At 59.4% G+C, this 21,326-nt stretch carries 20 protein-coding genes; 14 read left to right on the plus strand and 6 right to left on the minus strand.

The window, feature by feature from the left end; genetic code table 11:
• Positions 1 to 43: 43 nt before the first annotated feature.
• Positions 44 to 1,171 carry an anhydro-N-acetylmuramic acid kinase gene (locus RHM62_RS04015; RefSeq protein WP_322124280.1) on the minus strand — a complete coding sequence of 376 codons (1,128 nt, stop codon included), beginning with the start codon at positions 1,169 to 1,171 and terminating at the stop codon, positions 44 to 46.
• Between the two features lie 8 nt (positions 1,172 to 1,179).
• Positions 1,180 to 2,544 carry a M23 family metallopeptidase gene (locus RHM62_RS04020; protein ID WP_322124281.1) on the minus strand — a complete coding sequence of 455 codons (1,365 nt, stop codon included), beginning with the start codon at positions 2,542 to 2,544 and terminating at the stop codon, positions 1,180 to 1,182.
• 139 nt (positions 2,545 to 2,683) lie between these two features.
• Here RHM62_RS04020 and tyrS point away from each other — a divergent pair, with 139 nt between their 5' ends.
• The 5 genes from tyrS (at position 2,684) to RHM62_RS04045 (ending at position 6,904) form a co-directional block, all read left to right on the plus strand.
• Positions 2,684 to 3,958, plus strand: coding sequence for a tyrosine--tRNA ligase (gene tyrS / locus RHM62_RS04025; protein ID WP_322124282.1), 1,275 nt, complete (start codon positions 2,684 to 2,686; stop codon positions 3,956 to 3,958).
• Entirely contained in the window at positions 3,958 to 4,416 is a 459-nt protein-coding gene (gene dtd / locus RHM62_RS04030) for a D-aminoacyl-tRNA deacylase (protein ID WP_322124283.1), read from the plus strand. Before tyrS ends, dtd begins: the two co-directional genes overlap by 1 nt.
• A gap of 46 nt (positions 4,417 to 4,462) precedes the next feature.
• Positions 4,463 to 5,104 carry a YbhB/YbcL family Raf kinase inhibitor-like protein gene (locus RHM62_RS04035; protein WP_322124284.1) on the plus strand — a complete coding sequence of 214 codons (642 nt, stop codon included), beginning with the start codon at positions 4,463 to 4,465 and terminating at the stop codon, positions 5,102 to 5,104.
• Between the two features lie 7 nt (positions 5,105 to 5,111).
• Positions 5,112 to 5,756, plus strand: a complete 645-nt coding sequence (locus RHM62_RS04040) for a histidine phosphatase family protein (RefSeq protein ID WP_322124285.1) — start codon at positions 5,112 to 5,114, stop codon at positions 5,754 to 5,756.
• Between the two features lie 65 nt (positions 5,757 to 5,821).
• Entirely contained in the window at positions 5,822 to 6,904 is a 1,083-nt protein-coding gene (locus RHM62_RS04045) for a GGDEF domain-containing protein (RefSeq protein ID WP_322125313.1), read from the plus strand.
• A 20-nt stretch (positions 6,905 to 6,924) separates the two neighbouring features.
• Here RHM62_RS04045 and hprK read toward each other — a convergent pair whose 3' ends face one another.
• From hprK to ilvA, 4 genes are all read right to left on the minus strand, one after another.
• A complete protein-coding gene (gene hprK, locus RHM62_RS04050) occupies positions 6,925 to 7,869 on the minus strand; it encodes an HPr(Ser) kinase/phosphatase (protein ID WP_322124286.1) in 945 nt (314 codons plus the stop codon).
• 23 nt (positions 7,870 to 7,892) lie between these two features.
• Complete coding sequence (locus RHM62_RS04055) at positions 7,893 to 8,366, minus strand: PTS sugar transporter subunit IIA (protein WP_322124287.1); 474 nt, start codon at positions 8,364 to 8,366, stop codon at positions 7,893 to 7,895.
• 195 nt (positions 8,367 to 8,561) lie between these two features.
• Entirely contained in the window at positions 8,562 to 9,419 is an 858-nt protein-coding gene (gene queF, locus RHM62_RS04060) for an NADPH-dependent 7-cyano-7-deazaguanine reductase QueF (protein WP_322124288.1), read from the minus strand.
• Positions 9,420 to 9,424: 5 nt separating this feature from the next.
• Positions 9,425 to 10,993 (minus strand): threonine ammonia-lyase, biosynthetic, encoded by a 1,569-nt coding sequence (gene ilvA / locus RHM62_RS04065; protein ID WP_322125314.1) that lies wholly within the window; start codon positions 10,991 to 10,993, stop codon positions 9,425 to 9,427.
• A 141-nt stretch (positions 10,994 to 11,134) separates the two neighbouring features.
• Between ilvA and RHM62_RS04070 the strand changes: the two genes are divergently transcribed.
• The 9 genes from RHM62_RS04070 to RHM62_RS04110 all read left to right on the plus strand — a co-directional run bounded on the left by RHM62_RS04070 (position 11,135) and on the right by RHM62_RS04110 (position 21,250).
• A complete protein-coding gene (locus RHM62_RS04070) occupies positions 11,135 to 11,623 on the plus strand; it encodes a YqaA family protein (protein ID WP_322124289.1) in 489 nt (162 codons plus the stop codon).
• Positions 11,624 to 11,717: 94 nt separating this feature from the next.
• Positions 11,718 to 15,713, plus strand: a complete 3,996-nt coding sequence (locus RHM62_RS04075; protein ID WP_322124290.1) for a DUF3683 domain-containing protein — start codon at positions 11,718 to 11,720, stop codon at positions 15,711 to 15,713.
• 2 nt (positions 15,714 to 15,715) lie between these two features.
• Entirely contained in the window at positions 15,716 to 16,150 is a 435-nt protein-coding gene (locus tag RHM62_RS04080; protein ID WP_322124291.1) for an HIT family protein, read from the plus strand.
• Positions 16,151 to 16,178: 28 nt separating this feature from the next.
• Positions 16,179 to 16,610, plus strand: a complete 432-nt coding sequence (locus RHM62_RS04085) for a DUF971 domain-containing protein (RefSeq protein ID WP_322124292.1) — start codon at positions 16,179 to 16,181, stop codon at positions 16,608 to 16,610.
• Between the two features lie 87 nt (positions 16,611 to 16,697).
• Complete coding sequence (gene ubiE, locus RHM62_RS04090; protein ID WP_009666795.1) at positions 16,698 to 17,432, plus strand: bifunctional demethylmenaquinone methyltransferase/2-methoxy-6-polyprenyl-1,4-benzoquinol methylase UbiE; 735 nt, start codon at positions 16,698 to 16,700, stop codon at positions 17,430 to 17,432.
• A 9-nt stretch (positions 17,433 to 17,441) separates the two neighbouring features.
• Positions 17,442 to 18,380, plus strand: a complete 939-nt coding sequence (locus RHM62_RS04095) for a Tim44-like domain-containing protein (RefSeq protein ID WP_322124293.1) — start codon at positions 17,442 to 17,444, stop codon at positions 18,378 to 18,380.
• A 109-nt stretch (positions 18,381 to 18,489) separates the two neighbouring features.
• The gene (locus tag RHM62_RS04100) at positions 18,490 to 19,080 is read left to right on the plus strand and encodes a ubiquinone biosynthesis accessory factor UbiJ (protein ID WP_322124294.1); all 591 of its coding nucleotides are present in this window, start codon (positions 18,490 to 18,492) and stop codon (positions 19,078 to 19,080) included.
• Entirely contained in the window at positions 19,077 to 20,648 is a 1,572-nt protein-coding gene (ubiB, locus tag RHM62_RS04105; RefSeq protein ID WP_322124295.1) for a ubiquinone biosynthesis regulatory protein kinase UbiB, read from the plus strand. The genes RHM62_RS04100 and ubiB overlap by 4 nt, the downstream gene beginning before the upstream one ends.
• Positions 20,648 to 21,250, plus strand: a complete 603-nt coding sequence (locus RHM62_RS04110) for a methyltransferase domain-containing protein (RefSeq protein ID WP_322124296.1) — start codon at positions 20,648 to 20,650, stop codon at positions 21,248 to 21,250. The genes ubiB and RHM62_RS04110 overlap by 1 nt, the downstream gene beginning before the upstream one ends.
• Positions 21,251 to 21,326: the final 76 nt, after the last annotated feature.

Here is a 21,326-nt window from a genome sequence, read left to right on the forward strand (position 1 = left end):
AAAGCGCAGATTGCTCTGCGCTTTTTTATTGGATGAGCGGTTCTCAGGCTGGATAAAGGGCACCCAAAATCCGGGTGCCTTGCGCACCGGTTACTGCTGGCAAGTTGCCGGTTGTGCCTGCCATGAAACGCAAGGCGAGCCACGCAAAGGCTAGAGCCTCCACCTGATCCGGCGGCACGCCGATCGACATCGTCGATTGCACGGTCGCGGCACTCCCGCGAGCCGCCAGCATGGCCTGCAAACGCATCATCAGAAACGCGTTGCAAGCACCACCGCCGCACACAAAGACACCGTCGACATCGGGTGCCACGGCGATGAGCGCATCGATCAGTGTGGTCGCAGTGAGTTCGACCAGCGTTGCCTGTACATCGGCATTGTCGAGGTCGCTGAAACGCGCCAAATGCGCATCCAGCCAGTGCGCATTAAACAGATCGCGGCCAGTGCTTTTTGGCCCCGCCAGCTGGAAAAATGGATCGCCACGCAAGGCCGTCAGCAGCGGCATATGGACTGCACCAGTCGCCGCCCAGGCACCGCCATTGTCGTAAGGCTCGCCCCGATGCCGGTTGATCCACAGATCAAGCAACATGTTGCCGGGACCGGTATCAAAGCCCGTCGTCGTGGCGTCGAGGTGACCACGGGGTGACAAGATGCTGATGTTGCTGATCCCACCGATATTGGCGATGACCCGCAAGCCGTCGCCAGCGAACAACTGCTGATGAAAGGCCGGCACCAGGGGCGCGCCCTGACCACCGGCAGCGATGTCGCGACTGCGAAAGTCAACGATCACATTGATGCCGGTCAGCTCTGCTAGCAGCGCGCCGTTGTTGGTCTGGCGCGTGTAGCCGAGTGCCGGGCGATGGCGGATAGTCTGGCCATGGGCACCGATCGCCGTGACCTGATCCGGCGTGATGCCGGCGCTTGTAAGCAGCTTGCTGACGCAGCTTGCGTAGCACGTCGCCAGCTGGTTTGCCGCCAGCGCCTCATGGTGCAAATCATCTGCGCCGGGATGCTGCAATGTCAGCAGCAGGTGGCGCAGGTCAGCCGGAAAATCAACATGCGCAGCGGCCAGTACATCGACCTGGCAATACCCGGCGTGTTCATCAATAATCGCGAGCACGCCGTCGGCACCATCTAGGCTGGTGCCGGACATGAGGCCGATAAACAGAGACATTGTGTTGCTTACTTGAGCGCCAGTTTCGCGGCGTTTTCTTCCTGACGCAGCAGCACGAAACGGTGTGTCATGTCGCCAGCGACAGTGCGGAAGCGCTTCAATTCCGTGCCATTCAAGGCTTGTACGTTGGGAATATCGACCGACATCGGATCGCGCGCTTTGGAGGCTACGCGGAATTCGTAGTGTAAATGGGGTCCCGTTGCCCAGCCGGTCGAACCGACATAGCCGATGACATCGCCCTGGCTGACTTTTTCACCTTTGCGTAAGCCGGCAGCAAACCGACTCATGTGTGCGTAAGCCGTCGTGATGTTCGACCAGTGTTTGAGCACGACGATGTTGCCATAGCCATTTTGTGTCGCCACCATGTCCACGACACCATCGGCGGCTGCGCGTATCGGCGTGCCGGTCGCGGCAGCAAAATCAACACCGGTATGTTGTTTCCAGTTGCCGGATATCGGGTGCTTACGCATCGAGAAAACCGATGAAATTCGTGAGAATTTCAGGGGGGATTTCAAGAATGCTTTTTTCAGCGATTTGCCGTCGAAGTTGTAATAGCCGCCGCCCAGGCGTGGAGTTTCATCGTCGAACCAGATGGATTGGTAGTTCTTGTTGCCGTTCTGAAATTCACCGGCAAGAATGCGGCCGCCACGGACGAATTCACCGTTCTGCCAGAAAGTTTCATACACGACGTCGAAGCGGTCGCCGCGCTGCAGGTCCGAGGCAAAGTCGATATCCGTGGCAAACATGTCGACAATCTGGCGCGCCACGCTATCTGGAATTTGTGCCGCATCGGTCGCGGCAAAGAGGGACGACTGGATTTTTCCGGCATGCATCTCTACGCGTCGTTCAAGTTTTGCGGGTGCTTCGTAGGCTTTGAAACCGTCACCATCGCGGCTGACCGTGAGGTTTTTCGTGGTGTCATCGCGGCTGTCGGTGAGCATGCTCAGCCATTGCAGTTGACCATCTTCGGTGGTTTGGGCCTGAATACGCTTGCCCGATTTGAGTTGCAGCACATTACGGGCAACGGGATCGGATTTGATGAAGGATTCGGCCTCATCATCATCAACGCCGAGGCGCATCAGGACGCTGGCGAGGGTATCGCCGTACCGAATTTTTTCTTCGTGAATATAGAGTTGAGGGGATTGTTCGAGTGAGGCGATCTGGTCAGCGATATCCGGCAGATCCATTTCCTGGACGATCGACCTGATCGTCAGGTTGGACGCATCAGGTGCCATAGGCGCTACCGCGGCAGCACCGAACGCACAGATGGCCAGGAACAGCGCCGAGGCGGAGATGATGCGTGTCTTGCGGGATGATCCAAGGAAATGGCGGGTACTACTGCGTACGCGATTGAATTTGTCTGAATTGAACATGCAATAAGTTAGAATTTGCCGTCTCGATTCACTTCTTTCTTCTTTTTGCTTTTGTAGTGAGTCGTTGCAATGGTTGAAAGAAGTCTGGATTATACCAAACCAGATTTGGATTTCTGCCTCAATTTACCGCTCCAGATCAATGAATTCCGACCAAAAATCAAAAATAGATAAATCATTTACAACAGTTTCTTCCAAGCAGCCTACGCTGGAGTTGACGGAGAGCGTACAGCATGCATTGGCCATCACCAAGCGTGGTGTCGATGAATTACTGATCGAGTCCGAATTTGCGCAGAAACTGGCGCGCTCGGAGCTGACCGGCAAGCCGCTACGGATCAAGCTCGGACTCGATCCGACCGCGCCGGACCTGCATCTGGGACACACGGTGGTGCTCAACAAGATGCGTCAGTTGCAGGATCTCGGTCATACGGTGATTTTCCTGATCGGTGATTTCACATCGATGATTGGCGATCCGTCCGGGCGAAACATTACCCGTCCGGCACTGACCAAAGAGCAGATCGAAGACAACGCCAAAACGTATTTTGCGCAAGCCAGCCTGGTGCTGGACGCCGAGCGGACTGAAATCCGCTACAACTCCGAATGGTGCGATCCGCTCGGGGCGCGCGGGATGATCCAGCTGTCGTCCAAATACACGGTTGCCCGTATCCTCGAGCGCGAAGATTTCACCAAACGCTTCAAGGCTGGCACGCCGATTTCGGTCCATGAACTGTTGTACCCGCTGATGCAAGGTTACGATTCGGTGGCGCTGCATGCCGACCTGGAACTTGGCGGTACCGATCAGAAATTCAATCTTCTGGTCGGGCGTGAATTACAAAAGGATTGGGGCCAGGAACCGCAGTGCATTCTGACGATGCCGCTGCTCGAAGGGCTGGATGGCGTCGAGAAGATGTCCAAGTCCAAGGGCAACTACATCAGCATTACCGAGCCGGCCAATAGCATGTTCGCCAAGGTAATGAGCATCTCCGACACGATGATGTGGCGCTATTACGAGCTACTGTCGGCGCGATCCCTGGCCGAACTGGCGCAATTCAAAACCGACGTCGAGGGCGGGCGCAATCCGCGTGACATCAAGGTCGCGCTGGCACAGGAAATCGTCACGCGCTTTCATACTCAGCAGGCTGGTGTCGATGCCCTGGCGGACTTTGATAACCGTGCACGCGGCGGCATTCCGGATGATATTCCCGAGGTGCAGCTGGGCGGCGCACCGCTGGGTATCGGGCAATTGCTCAAGCAAGCTAACTTGTGTGCGTCGACGTCCGAAGCCTTGCGCATGGTCGAGCAAAATGGTGTGCGCATTGATGGCGAAGCCATCAGCGATAAGGCGCTCAAGGTAGAGGCCGGCACCTTCGTGCTGCAGGTCGGCAAGCGCAAGTTCGCGCGCGTCACCTTGTCCTGATGATCGGCCTGATCCAGCGTGTGACGCGCGCCAAAGTGGTGGTCGACGGGCACGAAGTCGGTGCCATCGGCGCGGGTCTGCTGGTGCTCGTTTGCGCCGAACGCGGCGACAGCAAGCGCGAAGCCGATCTGCTGCTGACCAAGCTGCGCGGCTACCGGGTATTCGGGGATGCGGAGGGCAAGATGAACCGCAGTGTGGTTGATGTAAGCGGGGCCTTGTTGCTGGTGCCGCAATTCACGCTCGCGGCAGATACCCGCTCGGGATCGCGGCCTTCGTTCACGCCGGCGGCAGCGCCGGAAGACGCGCGGCGCTTGTTCGACTACTTCCTGGCGCAGGCCCGTCAGTTGCATGATGCGGTGGCCGCCGGCGTATTTGGCGCGCACATGGAAGTGTCGCTGACCAACGATGGCCCGGTCACGTTCTGGCTGCAGTCCCGCCCGGTGGAAATTGCGGTTTAGTCAGCTACACTGCAAGCACCAACCCCATGGACTTCAGGAGACTGCGATGAAATTGTGGAGCAATTCTTTCAGAGACGGTGGTTACATTCCGGGTGAATTTGCCTTGTGTACGGTGGACCCGGACACCCATGTCACGCTGTCGGCAAACCGCAGTCCGCATCTGGCATGGAACGAATTGCCGCCGGCTGCGCAGTCGCTGGTCCTGATCTGCGTCGATCCCGATGTCCCCTCGAAGCCTGATGACGTGAACCAGGAAGGCCGGACCGTGCCGCCGGATTTGCCGCGTGTTGATTTTTTCCATTGGGTGATGGTCGACATACCGACCGGTATTCATTCGATGCCGGCCGGGCATTTCAGCGATGGCGTGACCTCGGGCGGCAAGTTCGGGCCGCCTATCGTTGATGCCGTCTTTGGCAGCGCACGTCACGGTCTCAATGACTATACCGGCTGGTTTGCCGACGATCCGGCGATGGCTGGCGAGTATTTTGGCTATGACGGTCCGTGCCCGCCGTGGAACGATTCCGAAATCCACCGCTATGTCTTTACGCTGTATGCGCTCGATATCGCACAACTGCCACTGGAAGGCACGTTCACCGGCCAGCAGGTGCTGACCGCCATCGCGCCGCATATCCTTGATGAAGCCAGCATAGTGGCGATCTATACGCTCAACCCGACCTTGCAGGAATAACGCCACGATGACCGAACTGCTGCTGATCCGCCATGGCGAAACCGACTGGAATGCCGAGCGCCGCTTGCAAGGCTTTCTTGATATCGGCCTCAACGACCGTGGCCGGCAACAAGCGGCGGCGCTGGCGCAGACATTGCGCAACGAGCTTATCGATGCGGTGATTGCCAGCGACTTGCAGCGGGCCGTGCATACGGCGCAGGCATTGGCGCTACCGCGCGGTCTGACGGTGCTGACCGACGCCACTTTGCGCGAGCGCTGCTACGGCGCATTTGAAGGCTTGCGCTACGACGAAATCGTTGACCATTTTCCGCAGGCACACGCCTCCTGGATGGCACGCGAGATCGATGCCCGGTTCCCGCCGGGCCAGCAGATCGCCGAAACGCTGCGTGAGTTTTCGGCAAGGGCAGTGGAGAACGTGATCGCCATTGCGCAACGCTACGACGGCCAGAAGATCGCCATCGTGACCCATGGCGGCGTGCTGGACTGCGTCTACCGGGCCGCGCGCGGCGTCGGCCTCGATAGCGAGCGGGATTTTGACATCATGAATACCGGCATCAACCGGTTTCATTGGGATGGCAAGACATTAACGGTGCTGCAATGGGGCAACATCGCGCATCTTGACCAGGCCGCGCTCGATGAAATCAGCCAGTAGGGCGTGTTACTCTCGATGGCGACACTGCCTGATTTTCGAGCGATATATTGCCTGAGCGACACGTGATGAAATTCAATCCGTTTTCCCGTTCCACCATGCTGACCACCTTGCTTGCCACGACCCGTATCGCATCGCGTCCCCGGCGCACTGATGCCGAGCGTGTCAGCCTCAGCGGTGCGCTGCATCAGATACTGGCCGAGTTGCCACTCCTGAATCACCTGCCATCGAGTGCCGGACAGCTCTGCCGCACGATTGTGGATGCCACCGGTGACTTGCGTTTTATCTGGATTGGCATGCGCGAAGAGCTTGCCGCGACCGTGCCACCGCTGGCGATCGAGGGTGAATATGCCAGCGACTGCGATGACTGGAGTCTGCCATCGGCCTGCTTCGACAGCATCGTGCCCTATTCGCAGGCGGCGCTCGAAAATGTCGCCGCACCCAGCGATTTCCCATCGCTATTTGCCCCCTGGCGCAACAACATGGATAGCTGCACTGCGCATTGCGCGCTGGCGATTCCGCTGCGCTCCGGGCGCAATGGCGTCGCTGGTTTGATGGTTTTCTATGCAGCCGATATCGATTATTTTTCGCGGCTCGGACTGGTGCCGTTCCAGGCATTCAGCCATGTTGCCGAGATGATCTGGAAGCAGGCGCACCTATCGCAGTTGCTGACGCAGCAAACCGAGACCGATGTGCTGACCGGGTTGATGAACCGCCGCAAAACCGTCGCCGTGCTGACCGGCGCAATCGGCCATGCGGTCCGCACCGGTGCACCCTTGTCCGTGCTGCTGTGCCGGGTCGAGGGGTTTGACAAGCTCAACGATGTGTACGGCTGGTTTGATGCCGATGCCATCCTGGCAGCGTTCGCCGGCATGGTAGGCGCGCGGATGGCTCCCCCGGTTCAGGCCGGTCGCTGGACCGGGGTGGAGTTTGTCTATGTGCTGCCGGGATGCGATGCCGCTCAGGCTGGTGTGCTGGCGGGCCAGTTGTCACAGTATCTGCAAGGACAAACCATTCATGTCAAGAACCTGTCGATCCGGCTTAGCGTCGGCATTGGCGTGGCAACCCACACACCCGCGAGCAGCGGACTCGATGACCTGATTCAGCATGCTATCCAGCAAATGTTGCCTGTGACGCGAGCGCTATTCTGAGTGTGAGGCGCGCGCAAGACTCAGTCGTTGTCGCCATCCATCGCCCGCTGTTGCCGCACCATGAATTCCCGGAGGGTATCGATTCCGCGCAATTGCAGGATGGTATTGCGTACCGCAGCTTCCAGCAATACGGCCAGATTGCGACCCGCCTCGACTGGAATGACTACCTTACGGATAGGCAGTCCGAGTACTTCTTCGTGCTGGGCGTTCAACGGCAGTCGCTCGTAGTTCTCTTCCAGCGTGCTGCGCCGGACCAGGTGCACGATGAGTTTCAGGCGCATCTTGCGGCGCACGGCGGTTTCGCCAAAAATGGTCTTGATGTCGAGCAGGCCGAGGCCGCGCACTTCCAGCAGATTTTGTAGCAGGGTAGGGCAGCGGCCTTCGATCATGTTCGGCGCGATGCGGGCAAACTCGACCGCGTCATCCGCCACCAGTCCGTGGCTGCGTGAAATCAGTTCCAGTCCCAGTTCGCTTTTGCCGAGGCCGGATTCACCGGTAATGAGCACCCCGACGCCCAGCACGTCCATGAACACGCCATGCATCGTGATGTGCTGTGCCAGCTTTTTGGATAGATAGACGCGCAGGTAGTCGATGACTTGCGCTGCTGCCAGCGGTGTCGAGAATAACGGGATGCTGCGCTCGTCGCAGACTTCCATGATTTCAGGGGGCGCGTTGAGTCCTTGCGCGATGATGAAAGCCGGCGGTTCACCGGCGACCAGCTCCGAGGTCTGGTAGCGCCGCGATTCGGGCGACAGGCGCTGGTAATACTCTGTTTCCTGGTGCCCGAAGATCTGGATACGGCCGGGGTGGATCAGGTTCAGATGACCGACCTGGTCGGCAGCGGAGGCGGCATCTCCCGAAATGAGCCGCTCGCCACCGGCAAAACCCGCAAACCAGCCAAGCTCCAGCAATTCGCGGTTTTCATCGTAAATCTGCTGAATCGTCAGCAAGGTAGTGGTCGGCATCGAGACTCCGTAGCGCGGTGGGATTAGCCCAGGTCGTGCATGCTGCCTTGCCATGCAATCAGGCGGGTGTGAACGGAAATCGGGTCAGGGTCGGTGGCCAGCAGGCTGCGGAAGGCATCGTCCGAAAACATCTCGGCGATTTCGGACAGGATTTCGAGATGCTGCTGCGTGACGTGATCCGGGATCAGCAGGAATACCAGCAAGCTGACCGGCAAGCCGTCGGGCGACTCGAACGGGATGGCTTCGCTCAGGCGCACGAAGGCAGCCAGTGGCGCTTTCAATCCCTTGATCCGGCCATGCGGTACGGCCACGCCGTGACCCAGTCCGGTCGATCCGAGGCGTTCGCGCGCGAACAGATTTTCGGACACGCTGGAGCGGGCGATGCCGCAGTTGTTTTCAAAAATCAGGCCGGCCTGCTCGAATGCCCGTTTTTTGCTGGAGACTTCAAGCCCGAGTACAACATTGTCGGGTGTAAGGATTTTGGCAAGGTTCGTCATGATTCTGAGGTCATTATTGCATCGCACGAAAGGTGAATTCGAGCGGATTATAGGCCTGTTTTTATGCGGAGTTACAACTTTAAAGCAATCAAAAATTACCTTTTTGAGTGGTCATACCGTACAGCCAGAAATTGCCGGTAGATATCAAATGGTATTAATTAATAGGCAACTAAGATTTTCATGGCGGTGTGCCGTTTATTGCCGGGCGTTGCGTTGGTTCGGCGGCATTTTTCCGGTGCTGAAATTGCTGCGCCATGGGTTGATGTCCAGCCCGCCGCGTCGGGTGTAGCGCGCATACACCGCCAGTTTGTGCGGCCGGCAATGCGTCAGGATATCCGTGAAAATCCGTTCGACGCATTGCTCGTGGAATTCATGGTGTTCGCGAAAGCCGATCAGGTAGCGCAGCAGGCTTTCCTGATCGATTGCGGCACCGACATAGTGGATTTGCACGCTGCCCCAGTCGGGCTGGCCGGTGACCAGGCAATTCGATTTCAGCAAATGCGACACCAGCGTCTGCTCGACAGCCGGTTCGTGCTGTGCCGCATGCAAGAGCGCCGCATCCGGCGCGTAGCTATCGACTTCGATATCGAGCCGGTCAAGCAGCAAGCCATCGAGTTCGCCGAAGCGCAAGGCGCCGAACTGATCCGGCAACGTCAGCGCAATCTGCACTGGCGCACCGAAGCCGTTGGACAGATCGGTGCGCAACAGGGCAAGCAACGCATCGGTATCGGCCAGGCGGGTCTGGTTAAAACTGTTCAGGTACAGCTTGAAGGATTTGGATTCGATGATGTTGGGCGAGTCGGCCGGCACCGTAATCGTGGCCATCGCGATCTGCGGTTTGCCGCGCAAATTCAGCCAGGACACTTCGTAGGCATTCCAGATATCGATGCCAAAAAATGGCAGCGTGCGGCCGGCACCCAGGCCGAGTTCGCTGCGCTTGTCCTGGCGTGCGATCGCAAACAGCAGCGAGGCGTCGTAGTGTGACTGGTAGCTGGCCGGCTTGCCGAGTGGCGAAGCTTCTGCCGCGCGCGGCGCGGTGATGGTCGTGGTCATTCGTGTTATCCCAAAAACAGCTTGTAGACCGGGTTGGCGGTTTCATCGTGGAAGCCGTAACCCAGGGTGGCGAGGAAGTCGCGGAGGGCTTTCATTTCTTTTTTCGGCACCTGCAAACCGACCAGGATGCGGCCGACATCGCCGCCCTGATTGCGGTAGTGGAACAGGCTGATATTCCAGTTCGGCGCCATGCTGTCGAGGAAGCGCATCAGCGCACCGGGCCGTTCGGGAAACTCGAAGCGGTACAGCAATTCGTCCTGCGCCAGCGCGCTTTTACCGCCGACCAGATGGCGGATATGCGACTTGGCCAGTTCATCCTGGCTGAGGTCAAGGGTGGTGAATCCATGCTTGTCGAACTGTTTGGCAATCTTGGCGGACTCGTCGCGGTTGGCAATCTGGATGCCGACAAAGACATGCGCCGCGGCGGCATCGCTGATGCGGTAATTGAACTCGGTGACGTTGCGCGGTCCGACCAATTCACAAAAGCGACGGAAGCTGCCGCGCTCCTCAGGGATGGTGACCGCGAAGACTGCCTCGCGCGATTCGCCGACGTCGGCGCGCTCGGCGACAAAACGCAGGCGATCGAAGTTCATGTTGGCACCGCAGGCGATCGTGATCAGGGTCTCGTCCCTGACCGGCTTCCTGGTTTTCAGTGAGCGTTCGACGTAAGCCTTGGCCCCCGCCACGGCCAGTGCACCTGCCGGTTCGAGAATGCTGCGGGTGTCCTGGAACACATCCTTGATCGCCGCACAGACCGCGTCGGTATCGACCAGGATGATCTCATCGACCAGCAACTGCGCGATGCGAAAGGTTTCCGCGCCGACCAGCTTGACCGCCGTGCCATCCGAAAACAGCCCGACATCAGGCAGCGTCACGCGCTTGCCGGCGGCGATGCTGCGTGCCATTGCATCGGAGTCGGTGGTCTGCACACCGATGATCTTGATGTCGGGCCGCACGGCTTTGACGTAAGCGGCAACGCCGGCGATCAGGCCGCCGCCGCCGATGGCGACAAAGATCGCATGGATGGGACCGGAGTGCTGGCGCAGGATTTCCATGCCGATGGTGCCCTGGCCGGCAATGACATCGGGATCATCGAACGGATGCACAAAGGTCAGCTTGAGTTTCTTTTCGAGCTTGAGTGCGTGGTCATAGGCGTCGCTGAACGACTCACCGAACAGCACGACTTCACCGCCACGTGCCTTGACTGCATCGATCTTGACTTGCGGTGTGGTCGTCGGCATCACGATCACTGCATGGCAACCGAGGCGGGTCGCGCTCAAGGCCACGCCCTGGGCATGATTGCCGGCGGATGCGCAAATGACACCGCGCTTCAGTTGGGCCGGCGGCAAGTGCGCCATCTTGTTGTAGGCACCGCGCAGCTTGAAGCTGAACACGCTCTGCATGTCTTCGCGCTTGAAATAAATCCGGTTGCCAATGCGCTGCGACAGCGTCGGCGCCAATTCCAGCGGAGTTTCAACGGCGACGTCGTAGACGCGGGCGTTCAGGATTTTTTGCAGATAGTCGATGGTCATGGGTGCGATGTCGGAGTGCTGCGTGGCGGAGCCGGCCGGGATGAATGCCGGATCGTCACTGCAAATGGGAAATACGTCGGAGGCTCATTATAATGGAGCGCCCCCGTCACCCCTGATGTTGATCATCAGCATAAAAAGGACACTCTTGACGCCTCTGCCGCACCCACTGTTTTCCTGGTCCAGATGATAGAAAACGCCACGCTGTGGTTGCTTGCCGCCATTGCTGCTCCTGCAGTTGGCCTGACATCGGTATTCGTGATCAGCTTTGTGTCGGCCACCTTGCTGCCGCTCGGTTCGGAACCGGCCGTGTTTGCGGTGATCAAGGCCAATCCGGCACTGTTCTGGCCAACGATCCTGGTGGCCACCTGCGGCAATACGCTGGGCGGCATTGTCGATTACTGGATGGGTTACGGTGCCAAGAAAGCTTTGTCGAACGAGCGTTACGGGAGCTGGATGCGCTGGGTCCAGCATTTCGGCGCAAAGACGATGCTGCTGAGCTGGTTGCCGGTGGTCGGGGACCCGTTGTGCACGCTGGGTGGCTGGGCCCGCCTGCCGTTCTGGCCCTGTGTTTTTTATATGGCGGCCGGTAAATTTTTGCGCTACCTGGCGGCGACCACGGTGCTGCTAACCGTGCCGGATGACTGGTGGCGTCAAATCGGTAGCTGGTTCTGACCTTTTGCTTGCCCGCGTTCGTGCAAGGGTGTTCAAGTCCGGTGCAACGCAATACGCTAAAATGCTTTTTTAGAATCCTGCAGGCAATTATTCGATGAACGCCCCGGCGCAAATTCAATCTCTCCTGGCGGACAGCGGCCATGCTGCTGCCGCTTCACGGTTGCGTGAAATTCCGTATAACTACACCTCGTTTTCCGACCGAGAAATCGTCATTCGCCTGCTCGGTGAAGATGCCTGGAGCCTGCTCGACGAATTGCGCGGGGCCCGCCAGACCGGTCGCTCGGCGCGCATGCTCTATGAAGTGCTGGGCGATATCTGGGTGGTGCGTCGCAATCCCTACCTGCAAGACGATATGCTCGACAATCCGAAGCGCCGCCAGGCACTGGTCGATGCACTGAACCACCGGCTGGGCGAAGTCGACAAACGCCGCATTACGACTGATCTGGCCGAAGCCGGCGACGCCGTCGCGCTGCGCCGCAGTGCCAATGTCGAAGCGCTGCTGCGCGCGGCGCGCAAGGCGGTCGCTGATTTCGGCGATGAATTCAAGCACACCTTCGACCTGCGCAAGCGCACCAACAAAGTCCTGTCACGCTACACCCAGAAAGACAACATCAAGTTCGACGGCCTCTCGCGCGTCTCGCATGTCACCGATGCGACCGACTGGCGCGTCGAATATCCGTTCGTGGTCCTCACGCCGGACTCCGAAAACGAAATGGCCGGCCTCGTCAAAGGCTGCATCGAGCTCGGTCTGACCATCATCCCGCGCGGCGGCGGCACCGGCTACACCGGCGGCGCGATTCCGCTAACGCCATTGTCGGCGGTCATCAACACTGAAAAACTCGAGCAGCTGGGCGCCGTCGAAATGACGCGCCTGCCCGGCGTCGACCGCGATTACGCGACGATTTATTCCGGCGCCGGCGTGGTCACCAAGCGCGTTGCCGATGCCGCCGAAAAAGCCGGCTTCGTCTTCGCGGTCGACCCGACCTCGGCCGAAGCCTCGTGCATCGGTGGCAATGTCGCGATGAACGCCGGCGGCAAGAAAGCCGTCCTGTGGGGCACCGCGCTCGACAATCTCGCCAGCTGGAAAATGGTCGATCCGAATGGCGACTGGCTCGAAGTCACCCGCATCGGCCACAACCTGAGCAAGATCCACGATGCGCCGATGGCGACCTTCGAACTGGTCTGGACCCATCCGGCCGAACATGGCGTGGTCACTGCGCCATTCAAGACCGAGACGCTGAACATCCCCGGCCGCTCATTCCGCAAGGAAGGTCTCGGCAAGGACGTCACCGACAAGTTCCTGTCCGGCCTGCCGGGCATCCAGAAAGAAGGTTGCGATGGCCTGATCACGTCGGCGCGCTGGATCCTGCACAAGATGCCCAAGCACACGCGCACCATCTGCCTTGAATTTTTCGGCCAGGCGCGCGAAGCGATTCCATCGATCGTCGAGATCAAGGATTACCTCGATGGCGAGACCCGCAAAGGCGGCGCCATCCTGGCCGGTCTCGAACATCTGGATGAGCGCTATTTGCGCGCGGTCGGTTACACCACCAAATCCAAGCGCGGCGTGCTGCCGAAAATGGTGCTGTTCGGCGATATCGTCGGTGATGACGATGTGGCTGTCGCGCAAGCGGCGTCCGAAGTCGTGCGCATGGCCAACAAGCATGTCGGTGAAGGCTTCGTTGCCGTCAGTCCGGAAGCGCGCAAGAAATTCTGGCTCGACCGCGCCCGCACGGCCGCCATTGCCCGCCACACCAACGCGTTCAAGATCAACGAAGACGTCGTCATTCCATTGAACCGGATGGGCGAATACACCGACGGCATCGAGCGCATCAACATCGAGCTGTCGATCAAGAACAAGCTGCAGCTGGTCGAAGCGCTCGGCGAGTTTTTCGAGAAAGGCAATCTGCCACTCGGCAAGAGCGATGACGGCGATGCGATTCCGCCGACCGAAATGCTGGAAGACCGCGTCACCGAAGCGCAAGCCTTGCTCGACGCGACCCATGCGCGCTGGACTTATGTGCTGGCCAACCTCGACCGTCCGCTGGTCGAGGCCAAGGCCGAACTGGTCGCGCTGGGCTTGCAGAAACTGTCGGCGGCCTTCGATGAACGCCTGCTGCAGCAACCTGCCGCCACCGTCTTCGACCTGGCGCAGGACCGCACCATCCGCATCTCGTGGAAGGCCGAAGTGCGCGCGCCATTGCGCCTGTCGTTCAGCGGTGCGGCCTTCAAGCCCATCCTCGACGAGTGCGCCGCAGTCCACAAACGCATCCTGCGTGGCCGCGTCTTCGTGGCGCTGCACATGCATGCGGGCGACGGCAACGTGCACACCAACTTACCGGTCAATTCCGACCACTATGAAATGCTGCAGGATGCCCACGCTGCGGTTGCTCGGATCATGATCCTGGCGCGTTCGCTCGATGGCGTGATCTCGGGCGAGCATGGCATCGGCATCACCAAGCTGGAGTTTCTGACCCACGACGAGATCAAGGATTTCCGCGCCTACAAGATGCGCGTCGATCCGGAAGGGCGCTTCAACAAGGGCAAGATGATGGACCTGCCCGGCATCGACGCCGACTTGCGCAATGCCTACACGCCGTCGTTCGGGCTGATGGGTCACGAGTCGCTGATCATGCAGCAAAGCGATATCGGCGCGATCTCGACCAGCATCAAGGATTGCCTGCGTTGCGGCAAATGCAAACCGGTCTGCGCCACGCATGTGCCGCGCGCCAACCTGCTGTACTCGCCACGCAATAAAATCCTCGCCACCTCGCTGCTGGTCGAAGCCTTCCTGTACGAAGAACAGACCCGGCGCGGCATCTCGATCAAGCACTGGGAAGAGTTCGAAGACGTCGCCGACCATTGCACGGTCTGCCATAAATGCCTGACGCCGTGCCCGGTCGACATCGACTTCGGCGAAGTGTCGATGAACATGCGCAACCTGCTGCGCAAGATGAACAAGAAGTCCTTCAACGCGGGTACGACCGCATCGATGTTCTTCCTCAACGCGACCGATCCGGCGACCATCAACGCGACCCGCCAGGTCATGATCGGCTGGGGTTATAAGGCCCAGCGGCTCGGTAACAACATCCTGCAAAAGTTCGCGAAAAAGCAGACCAAGGCACCGCCATCGACGCACGGCAAGGCGCCGATCCGCGAGCAGGTGATCCACTTCATCAACAAGAAGATGCCGGGCAATCTGCCGAAAAAAACCGCGCGCGCCTTGCTCGATATCGAAGACGACAAGATCGTCCCGGTGATCCGCGATCCGAAGAACACGACCGCCGATACTGAAGCGGTGTTCTACTTCCCGGGTTGCGGTTCGGAGCGGCTGTTCTCGCAAGTCGGGCTGGCCACGCAAGCCATGCTGTGGCACGCTGGCGTGCAAACCGTGCTGCCGCCGGGTTATTTGTGCTGCGGCTATCCGCAACGCGGTTCGGGTGATTTTGATAAGGCCGAAAAAATCATCACTGATAACCGGGTGCTGTTCCACCGGATGGCTAACACGCTCAATTACCTCGACATCAAGACCGTCGTGGTGTCGTGCGGCACTTGCTACGACCAGCTGCAGGGTTACGAATTCGAGAAGATTTTCCCTGGCTGCCGCATCATCGACATCCATGAATTCCTGCTCGAAAAGAACGTCAAGCTCGAAGGCGTCACCGGTACGCGCTACATGTATCACGACCCGTGCCATAGCCCGATGAAGTTGCAGGACCCGCTGAAAACCGTCAACAGCCTGATCACGACGATTGACGACCAGAAGATCGAAAAGAATGATCGCTGCTGCGGCGAGTCCGGTACGCTTGCCGTGGCGCGGCCGGACATCTCGACCCAGATCCGCTTCCGCAAGGAAGAAGAAATGGTCAAGGGCGTCGACAAGGTCCGCGCCGATGGCTTCACCGGCGAGGTCAAGATACTGACCAGTTGCCCGTCCTGCCTGCAAGGTCTGTCGCGCTACGATGAAGACTCGGGCACTGATGCCGATTACATCGTGGTCGAAATGGCGCGCCACATCCTCGGCCCGAACTGGATGCCCGAATACGTCGCGCGTGCCAATGCCGGCGGCATCGAGCGGATTCTGGTGTAGCCATGACGATGCCGGTGTCAGGCTGCGAATTGTGCGACGCCGATGGCGGCGAGGTCATCGTGCGCACCGGACAGTGCCGCATCGTGCTGGTCGACGATGCGCGCTATCCGGGTTTCTGCCGCGTGATCTGGACCGCGCATGCAGCCGAGCTGACCGACCTGAGTCCGGTTGATCGCAGTGGGCTGATGATGACCGTCTGCAAGGTCGAAACGGTGCTGCGTGAAGTCATGACGCCGCACAAGATCAACCTTGCTGCGCTCGGCAACATGGTGCCGCACTTGCACTGGCACGTGATACCGCGCTACCGCGATGATGCGCATTTCCCGGCGCCGGTCTGGGCCGAAGCAGCACGGGTGCCGGCACCGACCTCGCTAGCCGCACGGTTGGCCTTGTTGCCAGCCTTGCGACTGGCATTGCAGCGCGCCTTCAGCGCGTGATCATTCACTTTTACCGGATAACTTATTCATGACAGGCTCCAAACAATCCGCACCGAAAGCCAGTCCGACCGGACTGACCGTGCACCGCAAGTCCCGCTTGCTGGAAATCGGCTTTGACGATGGCCAGAATTTTTCATTGCCGTTCGAACTGCTGCGCGTGTATTCGCCGTCGGCCGAAGTGCGTGGACACGGTCCCGGCCAGGAAACTTTGCAGACCGGCAAACGCGACATCGATATCACCGGACTCGAGCCGATCGGCAATTACGCGGTGCAAGCGCAGTTTTCGGATTCGCATGACACCGGGATTTATTCCTGGGAGTACCTGCACTGGCTGGGCGAGAATCAGCCCGCCCTATGGGACGATTACCTGGCGCGTCTGCAGGCCGCCGGTCATGAAGGCGAGAGCGGCCGCGATGTGATCGCTGCGCCCAAAAAAGCCTCCGGCAAAAGCTGCGGGTAACATAGGGTTGGTTTTATCCAGCTTGTGCGGCGCACGGCGAGACCCGCATCGAACCCGCTCCACAATATTTTTTATTCGGATCAGTCCATGACCAACACCACGCACTTCGGTTATCAAACCGTCGACGAACAAGACAAGGTCCACAAGGTGGCCGAAGTATTTCATTCGGTCGCCGCTAAGTACGATGTCATGAATGACTTGATGTCGGTCGGGCTGCATCGACTCTGGAAGACGTTCACGATTGCCCAGGCAGGCATCCGTCCCGGTTTTAAGGTGCTCGATATCGCGGGTGGTACCGGCGACCTGGCCAAGGCATTCGCCGCCAAGGCCGGCTCGACCGGTGAAGTCTGGTTGACCGATATCAATGAATCGATGCTGCGGGTCGGGCGTGACCGGCTCTTGAACAATGGCTTGTCGACCCCAACCTTGCTGTGTGACGCCGAGAAGTTACCGTTTCCTGACAATTACTTCGACCGGGTCAGCGTCGCATTTGGCTTGCGCAACATGACCCACAAGGATGTCGCGCTGACCGAGATGCGGCGGGTACTCAAGCCTGGCGGAAAGCTGCTGGTGCTGGAGTTCTCTAAGGTCGCGACCGCGTTGCAGAAACCTTATGATGTCTACTCGTTTTCCGTGTTGCCCTGGCTGGGTCAACGCATTGCCGGCGATGCCGACAGTTACCGCTATCTGGCCGAATCGATCCGCATGCACCCGGATCAGGAAACCCTGAAGACGATGATGCAGGAGGCCGGTTTCGGTCGGGTCGATTACTTCAATCTCACAGCAGGTGTGGCTGCACTTCACACCGGTATCAAATTCTAGGAGCATTGCATGAAAAAATATTTGCTGATAATGATGCTGGCCTTCGGCGCGCTGTCGATGGTGGCCACTGAAGTCGCCGCCAAACGCATGGGTGGTGGTGGTTCGTTTGGTCGTCAATCGCAGGGCGTTAGCCGGCAAGCGCCTAGCCAGTCTTCGCAAGCGGCCAGCCAGGCACGGCCGGCCACACCGGCTGCGGCTCCTGGCGTGACACCGCCGAAGCCGGCCAGTCCATGGCGCGGCATGCTCGGTGGCGCACTGCTCGGCCTGGGTCTGGGCGCGATGCTGTCGCACTTCGGTCTGGGTGGCGCGATGGCCAGCATGATCAGCACGCTGTTGATGGTGGGCTTGCTGGCAGCAGCGGCATTCTTCATCTACCGCATGTTCAAGCGCAAGACCGATGACGGCAGCAAGCCCGGTTATGCCGGTGGTTACGATGCCGGCAGCACGGACAACAGCAGCCGCAATTACACGCCGGAAATCGGTTCGCGCATCGAGCCTGTCGCCCAACCGGCCGCGCTGCAATCGGTGCCGCTGGCCAGTGGTGCGGCTGCGGCTGTCGCCGAACCGTTCGGCGTACCGGCGGATTTCGATGTGCCAGGTTTCCTGCGTAATTCGAAGACCTACTTCATCCGTCTGCAAGCGGCCTGGGACAAGGCCGATATCAACGACATCCGCGAATTCACTTCGTCGGAAATGTTCGCTGAACTGCGTCTGCAAATCCAGGAACGCGGCGCGTCGGCCAACGTCACTGACGTCGTCAAGCTCGACGCCGAATTGATGGGTGTCGAAACCGTCGGTGGTGATTACCTGGCTAGCGTGAAGTTCTCCGGCATGATCAAGGAGTCCGAAAACGCACCGGCCGAGCCATTCGCCGAAGCCTGGAATCTGTCGAAGCCGACTTCCGGTCAGGGTGGCTGGATACTGGCGGGTATCCAGCAACTGTCTTAATGCAATTGGTTTAATTCGGTAGCGCCCGGACGGCAACATAAGAATCCGTTCGCAAACTGCTAAACTCAAACCGCCCGTGTATGGTCACGGGCGGTTTTTTTTATTGACGATGACACTCTCTCCTCTCCCCCTAGTTGCACCCGCCGCCATCAATCACTTGCTCGCGCCCGAGCAGTGGGCGCGTACCCGTCTGATGGCGCATGCCGGCAAGACCGCCTGCTTTGACCTCGGCCTGTTCGCGCTGGCCTTGCAGATCGAACCGGATGGCTATGTCAGCGCCGCTGCCGACGGAGTCACTGCCAGCGTGACGATCCGTATCAAGCCGGCCGACCTGCCGTTGATCCTGGCCAACCGCAGTCGCGCTTTTTCGTATGTGGTCATCGATGGCGATGCCGATCTGGCTAACACGATTTCACAACTGAGCCAGTCGCTGCATTGGGAGGCGGAAGCCGATCTGAGCCGCGTAGTCGGCGATCTCGCTGCGGTACGGCTGGTGGCCGGGGCGAAGTCGCTGATGCAAACCGTCAGCAGCACCCATCAAAAACTGGCCGAAACCACCGCCGAATATTTTCTGGAAGAGAACCCGATGTTGAAGCGCCCGCAAGCCGTCCGTGAATTTGCCACCGATGTCGCACGCCTGCGCGACGATGTCGAACGCATGGCCAAGCGCATCGCGCGCCTGAAAGGTCGCACGCAATGAGTTTCAAGTTCCTGCGTGTCCTCAAGATTGCCCGCGTCGCGATCAAGTACGGGCTCGACGACATTGCGATGTCCGGCCTGAAAATTCCACGTACTGCGAAGCTGATCGACACACTGATTTTCTGGCGTGATATTTCGGCGCCGCGCGGCGAACGGCTGCGCCGTGCACTCGAAGAACTCGGTCCGATCTTCGTCAAATTTGGCCAGGTACTGTCGACCCGGCGCGACCTGATGCCGCCCGATATCGCCGAGGAACTGACCAGCCTGCAAGACCGCGTGCCGCCGTTCGATTCCGAACTGGCGATCGCGCAAATTACCAAGTCGCTCGGTGCCCATCCGTCGGAACTGTTCGCCAGTTTTGAGCGCGTGCCGGTGGCTTCGGCCTCGATCGCGCAAGTCCATTTTGCGGTGCTCAAGGATGGTCGCGAAGTGGCCGTCAAGGTGCTGCGGCCGGGCATGAAAAAGTCGATCGACGAAGACGTCGCACTGATGCATGTCGCGGCCGGTCTGGTCGAACGCCTTTGGGCTGACGCCAAGCGGCTCAAGCCGCGCGAAGTCGTCGGCGAGTTCGACAAGTACCTGCACGACGAACTCGACCTGATGCGCGAAGCGGCTAACGGCAGCCAGCTGCGGCGCAATTTTGCCGACTCGACGCTGCTGATGGTGCCCGAGATGATGTGGGACTACTGCTCGTCGTCGGTGATCGTGATGGAGCGCATGAAAGGCATTCCGATTTCGCAGATCGACAAGCTGGTCGCGGCCGGCGTTGACATGAAAAAGCTCTCCAGCGATGGTGTCGAAATCTTTTTTACGCAGGTATTTCGCGATGGCTTCTTTCATGCAGATATGCATCCGGGGAACATCCTGGTGTCGATCGAGCCGGCCACGCTGGGTCGCTACATCGCGCTTGATTTCGGTATCGTCGGCACGCTCAATGACTTCGACAAGGACTACTTGTCGCAGAATTTCCTGGCGTTTTTCCGGCGTGATTACAAGCGGGTCGCCGAGGCGCATATCGAGTCCGGCTGGGCACCGCGAGAGACCCGTGTCGATGAGCTCGAAGCGGCCGTGCGCGCCTGTTGCGAACCGATCTTCGACCGGCCGCTGAAAGATATTTCGTTCGGACAGATTCTGCTGCGGCTGTTTCAGACCTCGCGGCGCTTCAATGTCGAAGTGCAGCCGCAACTGGTGCTGCTGCAAAAGACCTTGCTCAATATCGAAGGGCTGGGTCGCCAACTCGATCCCGATCTCGACTTATGGAAAACCGCCAAGCCCTACCTGGAGCGCTGGATGGCCGAGCAGATCGGCTGGCGCGGACTGGTCGATCGCCTGAAAACCGAAGCGCCGCACTACAACAAATTGTTGCCGCAATTGCCGCGCATGATGCATCACGCGCTGGCCAGAATCGCCCAGCCCAATGACGACAACAAGACCTTGCTGGTGGCCTTGTTGGCCGAGCAGCGCCGCACCAACCGGCTGATCGGCACCGTGGTGTATTTCGCCGCCGGGCTGCTGGGCGGCTTGCTGCTGGTGCGCTTTGTCGGCCGTTGGCTGGCCTGGTCGTTTTGATGACTTCGCCGCGCTTCACGGAACGGGATCCGTTGGCACCGGGCTTTTGGGACGAGCGTTTTGTGCAGCAATTCATGCCGTGGGATCAGGGCGGCGTGCCGCCGGAACTGGCGCGCTTCATCGCGCAGGCAGTAACGCCGATGAACACGCTCATTCCCGGTTGCGGCATGGGCCACGAAGTGCGGCATCTGGCGCGAGCGGGCTGGCCGGTGACGGCGATCGATTTTTCGCCGGCGGCGGTGGACGCCGCCACGCAGTTGCTGGGTGAGTTTGCCAGCCACGTGCGGCAAGCTGATTTTTTCAGCTTTGCGCCAGCGCAAGCCGTGGCGTTTATTTACGAGCGAGCATTCCTGTGTGCGATGCCGCGCGCGCGTTGGGCGGATGTGATCGCGCAATGGGCTGCGCTACTGGCACCGGGAGCCTTGCTCGGGGGATTTTTCTTTTATGACGACGCGCCAAAAGGTCCGCCGTTCGGGGCCGACCGGGCAACGCTCGACGCGCTGATGCAGCCGCATTTTGTGTTGATCGAAGAGGCACCGGCCGAACAGTCCATCGCCGTCTTTGCCGGCAAGGAAGTCTGGCAGTTGTGGCAGCGGCGTTAGGCTATTGATGGATTGTTGCTCGAATCTTTCGAGCAACTTTCGTTATAATCGGCGGCTTATTTTTCGTCTCCACTTT

Source organism: Actimicrobium sp. CCC2.4, assembly GCF_034347385.1.
Taxonomy (GTDB): Bacteria; Pseudomonadota; Gammaproteobacteria; order Burkholderiales; family Burkholderiaceae_D; genus Actimicrobium.

Excerpts from the sequence above, each read along its gene's own strand:
- tyrS (WP_322124282.1), top strand. The coding sequence starts at position 2,684 with ATGAATTCCGACCAAAAATCAAAAATAGATAAATCATTTACAACAGTT.
- ubiE (WP_009666795.1), top strand. The coding sequence starts at position 16,698 with ATGACCAACACCACGCACTTCGGTTATCAAACCGTCGACGAACAAGAC.
- hprK (WP_322124286.1), bottom strand. The coding sequence starts at position 7,869 with ATGCCGACCACTACCTTGCTGACGATTCAGCAGATTTACGATGAAAAC.
- RHM62_RS04015 (WP_322124280.1), bottom strand. The coding sequence starts at position 1,171 with ATGTCTCTGTTTATCGGCCTCATGTCCGGCACCAGCCTAGATGGTGCC.
- RHM62_RS04040 (WP_322124285.1), top strand. The coding sequence starts at position 5,112 with ATGACCGAACTGCTGCTGATCCGCCATGGCGAAACCGACTGGAATGCC.
- queF (WP_322124288.1), bottom strand. The coding sequence starts at position 9,419 with ATGACCACGACCATCACCGCGCCGCGCGCGGCAGAAGCTTCGCCACTC.
- RHM62_RS04110 (WP_322124296.1), top strand. The coding sequence starts at position 20,648 with ATGACTTCGCCGCGCTTCACGGAACGGGATCCGTTGGCACCGGGCTTT.
- RHM62_RS04100 (WP_322124294.1), top strand. The coding sequence starts at position 18,490 with ATGACACTCTCTCCTCTCCCCCTAGTTGCACCCGCCGCCATCAATCAC.
- dtd (WP_322124283.1), top strand. The coding sequence starts at position 3,958 with ATGATCGGCCTGATCCAGCGTGTGACGCGCGCCAAAGTGGTGGTCGAC.
- RHM62_RS04070 (WP_322124289.1), top strand. The coding sequence starts at position 11,135 with ATGATAGAAAACGCCACGCTGTGGTTGCTTGCCGCCATTGCTGCTCCT.
- ubiB (WP_322124295.1), top strand. The coding sequence starts at position 19,077 with ATGAGTTTCAAGTTCCTGCGTGTCCTCAAGATTGCCCGCGTCGCGATC.
- RHM62_RS04035 (WP_322124284.1), top strand. The coding sequence starts at position 4,463 with ATGAAATTGTGGAGCAATTCTTTCAGAGACGGTGGTTACATTCCGGGT.
- RHM62_RS04075 (WP_322124290.1), top strand. The coding sequence starts at position 11,718 with ATGAACGCCCCGGCGCAAATTCAATCTCTCCTGGCGGACAGCGGCCAT.
- RHM62_RS04080 (WP_322124291.1), top strand. The coding sequence starts at position 15,716 with ATGACGATGCCGGTGTCAGGCTGCGAATTGTGCGACGCCGATGGCGGC.
- RHM62_RS04020 (WP_322124281.1), bottom strand. The coding sequence starts at position 2,544 with ATGTTCAATTCAGACAAATTCAATCGCGTACGCAGTAGTACCCGCCAT.
- RHM62_RS04085 (WP_322124292.1), top strand. The coding sequence starts at position 16,179 with ATGACAGGCTCCAAACAATCCGCACCGAAAGCCAGTCCGACCGGACTG.
- RHM62_RS04095 (WP_322124293.1), top strand. The coding sequence starts at position 17,442 with ATGAAAAAATATTTGCTGATAATGATGCTGGCCTTCGGCGCGCTGTCG.
- RHM62_RS04055 (WP_322124287.1), bottom strand. The coding sequence starts at position 8,366 with ATGACGAACCTTGCCAAAATCCTTACACCCGACAATGTTGTACTCGGG.
- RHM62_RS04045 (WP_322125313.1), top strand. The coding sequence starts at position 5,822 with ATGAAATTCAATCCGTTTTCCCGTTCCACCATGCTGACCACCTTGCTT.